This window comes from Candidatus Pelagibacter communis (assembly GCF_001179925.1).
In the GTDB taxonomy this organism is placed as follows: domain Bacteria; phylum Pseudomonadota; class Alphaproteobacteria; order Pelagibacterales; family Pelagibacteraceae; genus Pelagibacter; species Pelagibacter ubique_E.
Map to the genome: position 1 here is coordinate 43,134 of NZ_CVSF01000068.1, position 14,676 is coordinate 57,809.

17 protein-coding genes are annotated in these 14,676 nt (G+C 29.0%); 9 read left to right on the plus strand and 8 right to left on the minus strand.

All coding sequences use genetic code 11. The features are described 5' to 3' along the window. Positions 1 to 5: 5 nt before the first annotated feature. From AMN70_RS04995 to AMN70_RS05025, 6 genes are all read right to left on the minus strand, one after another. Positions 6 to 794, minus strand: a complete 789-nt coding sequence (locus AMN70_RS04995; protein ID WP_075502381.1) for a cytochrome c oxidase subunit 3 — start codon at positions 792 to 794, stop codon at positions 6 to 8. A gap of 8 nt (positions 795 to 802) precedes the next feature. After that, positions 803 to 1,336 (minus strand): cytochrome c oxidase assembly protein, encoded by a 534-nt coding sequence (locus AMN70_RS05000; protein WP_179850391.1) that lies wholly within the window; start codon positions 1,334 to 1,336, stop codon positions 803 to 805. Positions 1,337 to 1,454: 118 nt separating this feature from the next. After that, the gene (cyoE, locus tag AMN70_RS05010; RefSeq protein ID WP_075502385.1) at positions 1,455 to 2,366 is read right to left on the minus strand and encodes a heme o synthase; all 912 of its coding nucleotides are present in this window, start codon (positions 2,364 to 2,366) and stop codon (positions 1,455 to 1,457) included. A 20-nt stretch (positions 2,367 to 2,386) separates the two neighbouring features. Next, complete coding sequence (gene ctaD, locus AMN70_RS05015; RefSeq protein ID WP_075502387.1) at positions 2,387 to 4,021, minus strand: cytochrome c oxidase subunit I; 1,635 nt, start codon at positions 4,019 to 4,021, stop codon at positions 2,387 to 2,389. A gap of 3 nt (positions 4,022 to 4,024) precedes the next feature. Continuing rightward, a complete protein-coding gene (coxB, locus tag AMN70_RS05020) occupies positions 4,025 to 4,837 on the minus strand; it encodes a cytochrome c oxidase subunit II (RefSeq protein WP_075502389.1) in 813 nt (270 codons plus the stop codon). Between the two features lie 59 nt (positions 4,838 to 4,896). Further along, on the minus strand, positions 4,897 to 5,598 hold the full coding sequence (locus AMN70_RS05025) for an RsmE family RNA methyltransferase (protein WP_075502391.1): 702 nt from the start codon (positions 5,596 to 5,598) through the stop codon (positions 4,897 to 4,899). A gap of 17 nt (positions 5,599 to 5,615) precedes the next feature. On the opposite strand from AMN70_RS05025, the gene AMN70_RS05030 reads away from it, so the two are divergent. The 4 genes from AMN70_RS05030 to AMN70_RS05045 are packed head-to-tail and all read left to right on the plus strand — an operon-like array spanning position 5,616 to position 8,377. Further along, positions 5,616 to 6,278: a haloacid dehalogenase type II gene (locus AMN70_RS05030; protein WP_075502393.1), complete on the plus strand. Its 663-nt coding sequence runs from the start codon at positions 5,616 to 5,618 to the stop codon at positions 6,276 to 6,278. A gap of 19 nt (positions 6,279 to 6,297) precedes the next feature. Beyond that, positions 6,298 to 6,537, plus strand: coding sequence for a CDGSH iron-sulfur domain-containing protein (locus AMN70_RS05035; protein WP_075502395.1), 240 nt, complete (start codon positions 6,298 to 6,300; stop codon positions 6,535 to 6,537). A 38-nt stretch (positions 6,538 to 6,575) separates the two neighbouring features. Further along, the gene (locus AMN70_RS05040) at positions 6,576 to 7,409 is read left to right on the plus strand and encodes a pirin family protein (RefSeq protein WP_075502397.1); all 834 of its coding nucleotides are present in this window, start codon (positions 6,576 to 6,578) and stop codon (positions 7,407 to 7,409) included. Next, on the plus strand, positions 7,406 to 8,377 hold the full coding sequence (locus AMN70_RS05045) for a quinone oxidoreductase family protein (RefSeq protein WP_075502398.1): 972 nt from the start codon (positions 7,406 to 7,408) through the stop codon (positions 8,375 to 8,377). The genes AMN70_RS05040 and AMN70_RS05045 overlap by 4 nt, the downstream gene beginning before the upstream one ends. On the opposite strand, the gene AMN70_RS05050 is transcribed toward AMN70_RS05045, so the two are convergent. Next, positions 8,374 to 8,778: a DUF2721 domain-containing protein gene (locus tag AMN70_RS05050; protein ID WP_075502399.1), complete on the minus strand. Its 405-nt coding sequence runs from the start codon at positions 8,776 to 8,778 to the stop codon at positions 8,374 to 8,376. The two genes, AMN70_RS05045 and AMN70_RS05050, sit on opposite strands and share 4 nt — an antisense overlap. A 51-nt stretch (positions 8,779 to 8,829) precedes the next feature. Here AMN70_RS05050 and ubiA point away from each other — a divergent pair, with 51 nt between their 5' ends. The 5 genes from ubiA to AMN70_RS05075 are packed head-to-tail and all read left to right on the plus strand — an operon-like array spanning position 8,830 to position 14,474. Next, complete coding sequence (gene ubiA, locus AMN70_RS05055; RefSeq protein WP_075502401.1) at positions 8,830 to 9,693, plus strand: 4-hydroxybenzoate octaprenyltransferase; 864 nt, start codon at positions 8,830 to 8,832, stop codon at positions 9,691 to 9,693. After that, positions 9,694 to 11,433 (plus strand): ABC transporter ATP-binding protein, encoded by a 1,740-nt coding sequence (locus tag AMN70_RS05060; RefSeq protein ID WP_075502403.1) that lies wholly within the window; start codon positions 9,694 to 9,696, stop codon positions 11,431 to 11,433. Further along, positions 11,433 to 12,683, plus strand: coding sequence for a 3-deoxy-D-manno-octulosonic acid transferase (locus AMN70_RS05065; RefSeq protein ID WP_075502405.1), 1,251 nt, complete (start codon positions 11,433 to 11,435; stop codon positions 12,681 to 12,683). Before AMN70_RS05060 ends, AMN70_RS05065 begins: the two co-directional genes overlap by 1 nt. Next, positions 12,680 to 13,612, plus strand: a complete 933-nt coding sequence (lpxK, locus tag AMN70_RS05070) for a tetraacyldisaccharide 4'-kinase (RefSeq protein WP_075502407.1) — start codon at positions 12,680 to 12,682, stop codon at positions 13,610 to 13,612. The genes AMN70_RS05065 and lpxK overlap by 4 nt, the downstream gene beginning before the upstream one ends. Position 13,613: 1 nt before the next feature. Continuing rightward, on the plus strand, positions 13,614 to 14,474 hold the full coding sequence (locus tag AMN70_RS05075; RefSeq protein ID WP_075502409.1) for a lysophospholipid acyltransferase family protein: 861 nt from the start codon (positions 13,614 to 13,616) through the stop codon (positions 14,472 to 14,474). Position 14,475: 1 nt separating this feature from the next. On the opposite strand, the gene AMN70_RS05080 is transcribed toward AMN70_RS05075, so the two are convergent. Further along, entirely contained in the window at positions 14,476 to 14,664 is a 189-nt protein-coding gene (locus tag AMN70_RS05080; RefSeq protein ID WP_075502411.1) for a DUF2093 domain-containing protein, read from the minus strand. Positions 14,665 to 14,676: the final 12 nt, after the last annotated feature.

Consider the following 14,676-nt stretch of genomic DNA (forward strand, 5'->3'; position numbering starts at 1 on the left):
CAAAATTAGCTTCCCCAAATATATATAGCAGCAAACAAGAATAGCCAAACTACGTCAACAAAGTGCCAGTACCATGCTGCCGCCTCAAAACCAAAGTGATGGTCTTTGTTAAAATGACCTAACTTTCCTCTCCACAAACATACAGCCAAGAAAATTGTGCCCACGATCACATGGAAGCCATGAAATCCTGTAGCCATATAAAATACTGAACCGTATATATGATCTGAAAATGCAAATGTTGCATGATGATATTCGTAAGCTTGTAATGCTGTAAAACAGACTCCCAAAATTACAGTTAAAACTAAGCCTTGTATAAAACTTTTTCTATCGTCTTCTAAAAGAGCATGATGGGACCATGTAACAGTTGTTCCAGATAAAAGTAATATCAAAGTATTAATTAATGGAATATCCCATGGATCAAAAGTTTCAATATCTTTTGGCGGCCACACGTTACCTACAAATTCATTTGGAAAAAGACTTACATCAAAATAGGCCCAAAACCATGCCACAAAAAACATAACCTCGGAAGCTATAAACAAAGTCATACCGTAACGATGGTGTATTTGTACGACTGGTGTATGATGTCCTTGATGTTCTGCCTCTATCACAACATCTCTAAACCACATGTACGCTCCATAAATTAATAAAGCAAAACCTAAATACATGCCCCATGAGACACCTGAGTGAAGGTAATAAACAGAGCCTAGAGCTAATACTAAACATGAAAATGATACATATATAGGCCAAGGACTTGGGTCTACTAAGTGATAATCGTGTTTTTTTTCACCGGACATTTTTTGAATTATGATTGTTTATAGTAATCTGTCGAGAAAAAAGTATACGACATAGTTACATCCTCTAAATTTTTTGTTGTAGGATCATTAACCATTTCGGGATCTAAATAAAAAGTCATAATATAAGTTGCTTTTTCTCCAGCTTTTAATTCCTGTTTTTCAAAGCAAAAACATCCCAATTTACTATAATATTTTCCAAAACTTGATGGTGAAACATTAAAACTTGCAACACCTGCTGTGGACACATTACTATAATTTTCCACTTCAAATTCAATCTTGTTTACTTGCCCTACTTTAACATCAATAACGTTTGTTTTCGCCTTAAAATCCCATGGTAAATTATTTACATTGGTATCAAATCTAACACTAACTACTTTATTCAAAACTATTTTAGGAGCTTTATTTGAAATTTGAGTAGTTCCACCAAAACCAGTTACTCTACAAAATAAATCATACAGAGGAACCGCTGCATAAGATAATCCGAGCATGATACAAAAAATTCCTGCTAATATTAATGGAGTTAAGTTTTTTTTCTGAATCATATATTTCTATCAAATACACCTGTATTATATAAAGTAAAGAAGAAAAGAAAAATCATAAAAGCGATTATTGCTAAAGCCGTAAATATATTTTTTTTTTTTGTCTTTTTATCTGGTGTTATCATAAAATCTTATCAATCAAAAAAAACACAAATATCAAAAACAAATATAGTATTGAATATCCAAATATCGATTTGGCTTTTTTTGAATCAAATTTATTTTTTTTATAATTATAAAGTTCATAACATAAATAATTGTAATATAGGGTTAAAATTAAAGCTGGTAGCAAAAAAGCAAATCCAACAAAGTTTATAAAGTACGGAAAAATAATAACGGGCACCATCAATAAAGAATATATGAAAATATTTAATTTAGTACTTTGCACACCATTTGTTAATGGGAGCATTGGAATATTGGCTTTTTTATAATCGTTTGATTTATAAAGACTTAAAGCCCAAAAATGTGAGGGTGTCCAAAAAAATATTATTAGAAAAAATGATATTGGTTCGATAGATAAAGATCCTGTGGCAATTGTCCAGCCTATTACTGGTGGAAATGCTCCTGCAGCACCACCTATTACAATATTTTGTGGTGTTCTTCTTTTCAACCAAATTGTATAAACAAATACATAAAATAAAATTGTCAAAAGTAGAATAGCTGCTGAAATTCTATTAGTGAAGTAATCCAAAGCAACAACTGAAATTATTGACAATGTTACACCAAAAATAAGAGCTTGATTCCTGTTAATTTTTCCAGTCGGTATCGGCCTTAAACAAGTTCTTGTCATTAAAGCATCAAGATCGGACTCATACCACATGTTTAATGCTCCTGCTGCTCCAGCACCTATCGAAACTAATAAAATTCCTATAATAGCTTCTTTTGTAGATATTAAATCTGGCGCAGTTAATAATCCCACAGCACAAGTAAAAATTACTAAAGACATAACTCTAGGCTTCATTAACTTGAACAACTCTGAAAAATTAAACAAGTCTTCTTGACTTAAAGATTTATTTTTTAGTCTTAAATTATTCATCAGTTTTTAACTATAAAAAGTTAGGTATGTGATTTTTGAGCTTCTTGATCATCTTCAAACTTTGGTAATTCATCAAAAGTATGAAAGTTTGGTGGAGAAGGTACAGTCCACTCTAAAGTTGTAGCTCCAACACCCCAAGGATTTTGTGCTGCGGCTCTTTTTTTAATAAATGCATAAATCAAGTTCACAAAAAATACCAATAAACCAGCCACTGCAATATAAGATCCAATAGATGAAATATAATTCCATCCTGCGAATGCATCAGGATAATCAGCATATCTTCTTGGCATACCTGCTAATCCTAAAAAATGTTGTGGAAAGAAGATTAAGTTTACTCCTATGAATGTTAGCCAGAAATGTAATTGACCAAGCCACTCTGAGTACTCATAACCAGTCATTTTAGAAAACCAATAATAAAAACCTGCAAAAATCGCAAAAACTGCCCCTAAAGATAAAACGTAGTGAAAGTGAGCAACTACATAATATGTATCATGCATTGCAGTATCTACTCCAGCATTTGCCAAAACAACTCCTGTTACTCCTCCAACAGTAAACATAAAGATAAATCCTAAGGCCCACATCATTGGTGTTTTAAATGAGATAGAACCACCCCACATTGTTGCAATCCATGAAAATATTTTAATACCTGTTGGCACTGCAATAATCATAGTTGCTGCTAAAAAGTAAGCCTTTGTGTCTGTACCTAATCCCACAGTGTACATATGATGAGCCCATACAACAAAACCAACTACTCCAATAGCAACCATTGCATAAGCCATTCCCAGATAGCCAAAAACTGGTTTTTTTGAAAATGTAGAAACTATATGACTAATCATTCCAAAACCTGGAAGAATTAAAATATAAACTTCTGGGTGACCGAAAAACCAAAATAAATGTTGAAATAAAACTGGATCACCACCAGTTTGAGCCTCAAAAAAGGCAGTTCCAAAATTTCTATCTGTTAATAACATTGTTATGGCACCTGCTAAAACTGGTAAAGAAAGTAATAATAAAAAAGCTGTTACTAAAATCGACCAAGCAAATAACGGCATTTTATGTAAAGTCATGCCCGGTGTTCTCATATTAAGAATCGTAGTTATAAAATTTACAGCACCTAGTATTGAGGAAGCTCCAGCTAAGTGTAAACTTAAAATTGCCAAATCCATTGCTGGTCCAGGTTGTCCTGCTTTAGAAGATAAAGGGGGATATATAGTCCACCCTCCTCCAACTCCTTGAGCGCCCGGGGGACCATCAGCAAAAATAGAGAGAATTAATAATGTTAATGAAACTGGAAGTAACCAGAAAGAAATATTATTCATTCTTGGAAATGCCATATCTGGTGCACCAATCATTATCGGCACAAACCAATTACCAAAGCCACCAATCATTGCTGGCATAACCATAAAAAAAATCATGATTAACCCATGACCCGTTACTAATACATTATATAAATGATAATTTCCTCCCAAAATTCCATCGCCAGGATGCATTAATTCCATTCTCATTAAAACCGAAAATGCAGTCCCGATCACTCCGGCAACAATAGCAAAAATTAAATACATTGTTCCAATATCTTTGTGGTTTGTTGAATAAGCCCACCGCTTCCATCCTGTTGGTATGTGATGATCGTCAGGAGATGATGTTTGTGTGTACATAAATTATCTACTCGCTATTTTAATTTTATCATTCATAATTTCTTCTTTGGCAAATTTTATTTTAGCTTCTAATAACCACTGTTCATATTCTTCTTCACTTACAACTTTTACAGCAATTGGCATAAATGCATGTTTAATTCCACAAAGTTCAGAACATTGACCATAATATGTACCTTCTTTATCTGCTTTAAACCAAGTTTCATTTATTCTTCCCGGAACTGCGTCTCGTTTAACTCCAAATGATGGTAAAGCCCATGCATGCAAAACATCGTTTGCTGTAATTAATACTTTTACTACTTTACCAACTGGAACAACTACTTCATTATCAACAGCTAATAATCTCGGTTGATCTGCTTTTAAATCTTTTTCCTCAATCATGTACGACTCAAAAATAACATTTTCATCTGGATACTCATACCCCCAATACCATTGGTATCCTATAGCTTTGATAGTTAAATCAGCTTTAGGAATTTGGTCTTGTTTATATAAAATTTTAAATGAAGGAACAGCGATCACAATTAATATAAAACATGGAATCAGTGTCCACAAAACTTCTACGGCAACATTATGAGTTCTTTTTGATGGATTTGGATTTCTAGACTCTCTAAATCTAATACAGGCGTATGCCATCAAAAATAAAACGAAAACACTTATCGCAACAATTATAGGTAATAATAATTTATCATGGAAGTTTACAATATCTCTCATAGTTTCTGATGCAGCTTCTTGAAATCCTAATTGCCAATCTCTTGGCTGATTAGCAAAAGCATTTTTTGATATAAAAATTCCAGAAAATATGTATAAAATTTTTTTCATTTTATTAGCTATATAAAGCTCTTTTGTAAAAATTACACTTTAGTTTTCGCGACAATTTATCAATTAATAACATAGTTTACGATCGAAATCGCAGATATGACGGCTGTTTCTGATCTTAAAATATTTTCATTAATTTTGACTGATTGAACGCCTTTAAAAGATAGAATCTTGTCTCTTTCAGCTTCTGAAAAATCACCTTCTGGCCCTATGATTATACAAACTGGCTTGTCTGTGAGTTTTGATTTATCGACTTTGATATTATCTGAGTTTAAATCTGTGAATATTAAGTCCATCATGTCTTTTTTTAAAAAACTATCTAAGGTTTGGGGACTTTCAATTAAAGGTACATTCATCCGATACGATTGTTCGCTTGCTTCAATAACTATTTTTTCTAAACGCTCTTTATTAATTTTTCTTACAACTGTTCTATCAAAAATAATTGGTAAAAATTTAGTTATCCCAAGCTCTGTTGCTTTTTGTATCATAAAATTCTGATAGTTTGATTTGATTGGAGAAAATGCTAGCCATAATTCTTTGGCATTTTCTTTTTGTCTTAATTGTTTTGTGGTTTTAAACTCAACGATACTTTTTGATATTCCTAAAATTTTTGCTTCCCATTCTCCTTCCTTATTGAATAAAGAAAAAACTTCATTTTCCTTAACTCTCATTACTTTTATTAAATAATGTGATTGAGATTTATCCAACTTATCAGTCAAGTCGGCTGATAATATATTTGAAAAAAATAATCTTATATTACTCATTTATGTTAAGTTAATTTATGAAAAATATTAAAGCAATAATTTTTGATGCTTATGGCACATTGTTTGACGTCAATTCTGCTGCTGAAAAATGTAAAGATAAAATTGGAGATAAATGGGAGCCTTTTGCAAACTTTTGGAGAACCACTCAGCTAGAATATACTTGGCTTAGAAGTTTAATGAAAAGACATAAAGATTTTTGGCAAATAACTGAGGACAGCTTAGATAAATCTATGATAGCTTTTAATATAAATCCTAAAATGAAAAATGAATTATTGAATTTATATAAAGTCCTCTCACCCTTTCAAGAAGTTCCAGAGACTTTAAAAAAATTAAAAGAAAAGAATTTTAAATTAGCTATACTTTCAAATGGAACACCTTCTCTCTTAAATCAATTGGTCAAGAGTAATAACTTAGATAATTTATTTGATGACTTATTTTCAATCGAAGAAGTTAAAATTTATAAACCAGACTCAAAAGTCTATGACCTTCCTATAAAAAAATATGAAATTAAAAAAAATGAAGTTGCTTTCTTAAGTGCAAACACATGGGATGTGTCTGGTGCAGGAAATTATGGATATAACGCTGTATGGGTAAATCGAAATAATAATATATTTGACTATCTTGATTATAAACCTAATAATCAAATTAAGAGTTTAAATGAACTTACAAGTTTAATTTAAATAATGAAAAAAGGGGAACATGTCTAAAGGACAAAGAGCAGGAGAAAGTGCAATTCCAGTAGATGTTGAAGAAGGAAAATCTTATTATTGGTGCAGTTGTGGTAAAAGTTCTAAACAACCTTTTTGTGATAGCTCACATAAAGGTTCTGAATTTAATCCTGTTGTATACAAAGCTGAAGCAACAAAAAAAATGTTTTTTTGCGCTTGTAAACAAACTAACAATCAACCCTTTTGTGACGGTTCACATAACAAAAAGTAATATTGAAAATTTAGATTTAACAATTAATCTAAAAGCATATGACAATTGAAGTAGATAAAATTATCGATCCAATTCCAGCATCTGATGGTGCAGGTGTAAAGTTAAAAAGAAGCATTGGTGTAGAACCAAATTATTTTGATCCTTTTTTAATGTTAGATGAGTTTGGTTCTGAAAACAGTGAAGATTATATTGCTGGCTTCCCCCCACATCCACATAGAGGAATTGAAACTGTAACTTATATGCTAGCTGGTGATTTTGAACATAAAGACAGCACAGGTGGTGAAGGTCGAATGACTGCTGGTGATGTTCAATGGATGAAAACTGGGAGTGGAATAATTCACTCTGAAATGCCAGCAATGAAAGAAGGTAAACTTCATGGATTTCAATTGTGGATTAACATGCCAGCTAAATTAAAAATGAGTAAACCAGAATACATTTATATTGATGCAAATAAAATGAGTGTTCATAAAGATAATGATAAGCAAGTTAAAGTTATAGCTGGTAAATTTGAAAAAGCTGAGGGTCCAGTTAAGAAACATAATGTTGAACCTACATACTTTGATGTAGAGTTAAAAAAAGACAAAGAATTTAATTATAGCCTGCCATCTACTCACAATACATTTATCTATTTAATTAATGGTGAAATAAAAATTGGTGAAAAAAAACATGATAAAGTCAAAGATAGTACTTTAATTTTACTATCAAAGGGTGAAGATTTAAAAGTTACAGCTCAAATAGACGCAAAATTTTTGGTTATATCAGGAAAACCTATCAACGAAGAAATAGCTAGAGGTGGACCTTTTGTGATGAATACTAAGGCAGAAATCTTGCAAGCTGTTCAGGATTATCATAATGGTACATTTGTAAAATGAAAGCAGTAACAATTTCAAAAAATGGTGGCCCAGAAGTTTTAGAGTTAAAAGATATTAAATTAGGTGAACCTAAATCTGGTGAAGTTCTAATTAAAAATGAGGCTATTGGTTTGAATTACATTGATACCTACCATAGATCGGGCCTTTACCCTGTTGAATTACCATCAAATATTGGAATTGAAGGCGCAGGTATAATTGAAAAAATTGGTCCAGATGTAAAAGACTTTAATGTTGGAGATAGAGTTGCTTACGCATCAATGCCTATTGGTTCTTACGCAACTCATAGAATTTTTCCTACCAAGAAATTGGTAAAAGTTCCGAATGAAATAGAATTAGAAAATGTTGTTACTTTAATGACTAAAGGTTTTACAGTTTTCTATCTTTTACATAAAACATATCCAGTAAAATCTGGTGAAACTATATTATTTCACGCTGCAGCTGGAGGGGTTGGACAAATATTTTGTCAATGGGCAAAAAGCTTGGGTTGCACCGTAATTGGGACTGTAGGCTCAGATGAAAAAGTAGATATTGCAAAAGCAAATGGTTGCACTCATGTAATAAATTACTCAAAAGAAAATTTTGCCAAGAGGGTAAAAGAAATAACTAATGCAGAGGGTGTCCCAGTTGTTTATGATGGAGTTGGTAAAAAAACTTTTGATGGTTCAATTGAGTGTTTAAAAATTAGAGGAATGATGGTTTCATTTGGGAATGCTTCTGGTCCTTTAGATCCATGTAATGTCACTAAATCTTTAGCACCTAAAGGATTGTATTTAACTAGACCTAGTATTGCACATTATACATCTACAAAAGAAGAACTTGATGAAGCAGCGAAAAAGGTTTTTGAAATGTATATATCTAAAAAATTTACTCTCAATATTTTTAAGAAGTATTCTTTAAATGAAATAGTTAAAGCTCATCAAGATTTAGAAAATAGAAGAATTTTGGGTCCAGCCATTATTATTCCTTAATCTAATTTAACATCCATATCTGACATATGAAGTCGTAAAGCATTAGTAGAGACATGAATCTCTCTAATAAAAAAAATTATTGAAATCATCATCGATAAACAACATGATCCAAAAATTACTCTAGCTATAAATATCTCATCTAAATATAAACCTAACACTGTGAGCATATTAAATAAAAAACCAAACGCTCCAAACATAATAGACCATCTTAATAACGTTATTCTTCCACTTAAGTTTATAAACTGTTTTTTCCATTCTGGGGGGACATGTTTTTCATAAACATGTTCATCATGTAGTTCTCTAATTAAAGCACTTAAAGAATGAAATCTATTACTATACACTCCCATTATTAGAGGAATTGCTGGAAACATTAGTGCGGTTACTGTGTAATCTATATTCATACGAATCAGTTTGATTATCAATCTTGGCTTTGTTATTTACAAGTAAAATTTATGCAGCAAATAAACTTATTTATAGAGCTAACAAGACTAAAAAAACCTATTGGCTATATGCTGCTTTTTTGGCCTTGTGCTTGGGGATTAACCATAGTTTTTGATTTTTCAAAAGATCTTAATACTTATTTCTTTTATCTTTTACTTTTTTTTCTTGGATCAGTACTTATGAGATCCGCAGGATGTATTGTAAATGATATATTGGATAGGAATTTTGATAAAAAAGTTTTCAGAACTAAAGATAGACCAATAGCTTCAGGAAAAGTATCTGTTACAGAAGGATTTATTTGCGCTGCAATACTTTGTTTATTAGCTTTTTTAGTTCTTATAAATTTTAATTACTTTACAATAGTAATTGCATTAGCCTCTATGCCGCTTGCATTTACCTATCCATTAATGAAAAGATACACTTATTGGCCTCAACTCTTTTTAGGCGTAACATTTAATTACGGTTTAATTCTCGGTTGGACATCAATAAATCCAACAATAAATATAGTGCCACTGGTTTTTTACATTGGAGCCATATTTTGGACACTGGGTTATGACACGATTTATGGATATCAAGATATTAAAGATGACGAAATAATAGGTTTAAAATCAACATCAATAAAATTTAAAAAAAGCCCAAAAAAATTTTTAATTCTATGCTACTTAGTTTTTTTACTAAATCTTTTAATCACGGGTTTTATTATGGAATTAAATAGTTTTTTTTATTCAATATACATATTAATCGCACTACAAATGTTTTATTTTCAGCTTAGAAAACTTGATATAAAAGACAGTTTAAAATGTTTTAAAATCTTTAAATCAAATAATTTTTTAGGTTTATTGGTTTTTGTAAGTTTAATAGGTGGTAAAATATAAATGACTGACTTCCAAATATTAAAAAGACTCTATGAAGATTATACGAAGAAATATGTAAAGAAAATATTAATTTCAGTTATTTTTACAATTACATTAGCAGGTAGCACTTCATCAATTGCTTATTTATTAGATCCAGCCATAAAACAATTATTTATTGAACAGAAGAAAAATTTAATTTTAATTATACCCGCACTAATTATTTTGGCTTTTGCGGTAAAAGGCGCCTCTTTGTACATCGCAAAGGTAATAATGATTGGAGTATCGGTTGATGTGACACGAGACATACAAAGAGATATTTTTTCATCAGTGTTAAATGCAGATACTAAATTAATTGAAAATAAACATTCTGGAAAATTTATAAGTAACTTATCTAATGATGTTGGGATGATTACTGCTCTTGTAAGCACAGGAATTTTAAACCTTTTTAAAGACACTTTAACTTTAATTGGTTTGTTATGTGTAATGTTTTATCAGAATTGGATTTTGTCATTATTTGCAATAATAATGATACCTGTAGCCTCAGTAGCTGCAAAATCTCTTGGAAAAAGAATAGGAAAAGTTTCAACTTTACAAATGAAACGAGCTGGTATTCTTAATTCATATCTAATGGAAATTTTAAAAAATCATAAGCTTGCAAAAGTTTTTCAAAATGAAAAGTATGAGATCGAAAGAGCAGATAAATTGCTTGAAAATGTTAAAGAAGACTCAAAAAAGATAAATATAATTTATGTAAGAGCTTCCCCAATAATGGAGGTTCTAACTGGTATTATGATAGCAGTTTTAATCTATTTATCAGCAATATTGATTTCAAAAAACGAACTTGAAGTAAGTAATTTTTTTTCATTTTTAGCTGCAATGATGCTAGCTTATCAACCTGTTAGATCCTTAGCTACCTTGAACATTTCTTTTCAACAAGGTATTGCTGGTGCAAAAAGTGTTCTTCCAATAATTGATTATATTCCAGAAGTTAGAGATAAAAAAGACTCAAAAAAGTTAATTATTGATAAAGCTCAAATTGATTTTCAAAAAGTAAATTTCAATTATACTTCTAACGATTCGACAGTTTTGAATTCAATCAATCTTAATATTCCTGGTCAAAAAATGACAGCTTTGGTTGGTCATAGTGGTGCAGGAAAATCCACAATTTTAAATCTTATTCCAAGATTTTATGATGCAAACTCTGGAGATATTAAAATTGATAACCAATCAATTTATAACTCTTCGATTTATTCTTTAAGGCAAAATATATCTTTAGTAGGTCAAGATACTACTTTATTTGATGATACAATTTTTAATAATATAGCTTACGCCAATAGAAATGCTTCAATGCATGAAATCGAAGAGGCAGCAAAATACTCATTCGCTAGTGAATTTATAGAAAAATTACCAAATAAATACGATACTATAATTGGAGAAAATGGTACCAGACTTTCAGGTGGTGAAAAACAAAGATTATCAATAGCTAGGGCAATACTAAAAAAGAGTCCTATTATATTGCTTGACGAAGCAACTTCATCTCTTGATGCAGAAACAGAGAGTAAAATTCAAAAAGCAATTAACTTTTTAACTAAAGGAAGAACCACTATCGTTATTGCTCATAGGCTTTCGACAATATTAAATTCTGATGTAATATATGTAATAGATAAAGGTAAAGTTATAGACCATGGAAAACATGATGATTTAGTTAAAAATTCTGAAACCTATAAAAATTTTTATGAAAAACAGATAAAAAGATCTTAATGGTTTTAATTTACAGAATTTTTATTAATTTAATTTTAATCTTATCACCTATAATTATTCTATTAAGATTATTAAAAAAAAAGGAAGATTTACAAAGATTTAAAGAAAAACTTGGCTTCTTTCAAAAAAATAATACAAAAAAAAAACTAATATGGTTTCATGGTGCTAGTGTTGGAGAAATTCAAAGTATAATACCTTTACTAGAAAAATATGAAAAATCAAAAAAAATTGATAGAATATTAATTACATCAAACACTTTAAGCTCATCTAAGATAATTTCAAAAATTAAATTAAAAAAAATAACTCATCAATTTTTTCCAATAGATAGTAATATAATTGTTAAAAAATTTATAAAACATTGGAAACCTTCCATGGCTTTTTTTATTGACTCAGAGATTTGGCCAAACATGTTAATAAACTTAAATAAAGAGAAAATCCCAACAGTTTTACTTAATGCAAGAATTACTCAAAAATCTTTCAAAAGATGGATTAAATTAAAAAATTTTTCAAAATTTATTTTTACTAAGTTTGAACTCTGTTTATCTGCAAATAAAGAGACAGTTAGATTTTTAAAAAGACTAGGTACAAATAATGTAAAATATTTTGGTAACTTAAAGTATTCTCAGTCTGAGAATGAAAAAATTGAAATCGATAATCAGACTATTAAATTTATATCTAAAAGAACAGCTTGGTGCGCCTCAAGTACGCATAATTCTGAAGAAGAATTTGTTGGAATAATTCATAATAAATTAAAAAAAAAATATAAAAATCTTTTAACAGTGATTATTCCTAGACACATAGAAAGAGAAGATCAAATAAAAGAACAGTTATCGAATTTAGGTTTAAAAGTTCACACTCATGAACCAAAGTCTAAAATTAATAAAAACACAGATATTTATTTGGTTAATTCTTTTGGTAAAACCAAATCTTTTTATTCAATATTAAACAACATTTTCTTAGGTGGATCTTTGATAAATCATGGTGGACAGAATCCTTTAGAGGCCGTTAGATATAATTGCAATATTCTACATGGTCCAAATATTTCTAATTTTAAGGAAATTTACAAATTTTTAGGTAATCAAAAGGTATCAACACAAATTTCAAACATGAATCAAATTACCCATATTCTTGATAAGCTTTTGGCATCAAAAAAAACAAAAAAAAATATAAAAGACAAAATAAATTCTATTGGTCAAAAAATTTTAAAAAAAAATTTTCAAGAAATAAATTTAATTTTAAATAGATTATGAATTTAAAAAAACCTTCTTTTTGGGAACAGTCAAAACCAAATTTAGTTTCTTACATATTACTTCCTTTTTCACTGCCAATTTTGTTAAGAAATTTCTTATTCCAATTTATTAAAAAAGAAAAATCATCTAAAATTAAAACTATATGTATTGGTAATATTTATATAGGGGGTACTGGAAAAACACCTTTAACTATTAAAATTTATGAAATTTTAAAAAATCTAAATTATAGAGTTGCAACAGTAAAAAAAGATTACTCTGATCAGCTAGATGAACAATTATTGTTAAAACAAAAAACGAATGTAATAATTACAAAATTAAGAAAAGACTCTATTCAACAAGGCATAAATAAAAATTTTGATTATCTGATATTTGACGATGGTTTACAGGAAATGAAGATTGATTTTGATATTAAATTTGTATGTTTTAAGTCAAAAAGTTGGATTGGAAATGGTCAACTAATTCCTGCTGGACCAATGAGAGAAAAGATCTCAAGTTTAAAAAGATTTGATGCTGTATTTTTAAATGGTTATTCAAATAATTTTGAAAAAATTGAAAATCAAATCAAAAAAATTAATTCTAATATAAATATTTTTAAGACTTATTATAAAATTTTAAACATTCAAGAATATGATTCTAATTCAAAATATTTGATATTTTCAGGAATAGGTAATCCATCTGATTTTAAAGATATTTTGATAGAGAATAAATTTAATGTTAAAGAAGAAATCATCTTTCCAGATCATTATAGATATAAGTCTAATGATTTTGAAAAGATTATAGATAAAGCGAAAAATGAAAACTTACAAATTTTAACAACTGAAAAAGATTATATGAAAATCCCAGAAAAATTCAAAAAAGAAATTAAGTTTTTATCAATTGATTTAATTATTCAAAATGAAAATCAATTAATTGAATTATTAAAAAGTTAATATGAGACCAATAAAATATCTCTTTCAATTTTTTTTTATTAGTTTACTTTTGATTATATTTAAGATCATAGGTTTAAAATTATCTAGAATCTTAGCTAGTAAATTATTTTCAATAGTTGGTCCTTTTTTTAGATCAGAAAAAATAATCGAAAAAAATATTTCTTTTGCATTTCCAAATCACGATAATCAGTCCAAAAAAGAAATTGCTAATAAGATGTGGAAAAGTTACGGAAAAATTTTGGCAGAATATATGTTTATTAAAAAATTTAGAGAAATAGAGTCAGAAAAATTTTTGAATATAAAAGGTCAAGAAATATTAAGTGAAATTAAAAATTCTAATGAGCCTGTAATATTTGTATCTGGTCATTTTGATAATTTTGAGTTAATGGCAATGCATATTGAAAAATCAGGAATTGATGTAGCAGCCATTTATAGACCACTAAATAATAATTTTTTAAATCCATTAATGGAAAATATAAGAAAAAAATATATTTGTCGTAAACAAATTAAGAAAGGTGTTTCAGGTACTAAAGAAATTTTAAAACATTTTAAGTCTGGGACTTCAATAGCTTTGATGATAGATCAAAGAGTTTCTCAAGGTATTAAATCTTTATTTTTCAATAAGAATGCTTTCACGACAACTATTCCAGCTCAATTTGTTAAAAAATTTAATTGTAAAATTGTCCCGATTTATATCGAACGAAAAAATGACGAAAAATTTTTGTTAGAAATTATGGAACCTATAACTTTTAAAGATGATCAAAATATCGAAAATATAACTTTGAAGTTAAATCAATTACTAGAACAAATGATACTAAGAAATCCTCATCAGTGGATATGGTCCCATAACAGATGGAAATAATTTAACTATTTTCTCTTTTAATAGTTGCCTCTTTGTAAGAATAATATGCCTCTTGTAATTCAACATTCCAGTAAGTTAATTTCTCAAGGGGAATTTTCTTTCCTGAGATTGCACATATAACATAATCCCCCTTCTGAATAACTTGAAAATTATTTGGTAAATATTTTATTTTTGCTAATTTTTTAAACATTTTTGGTTTATA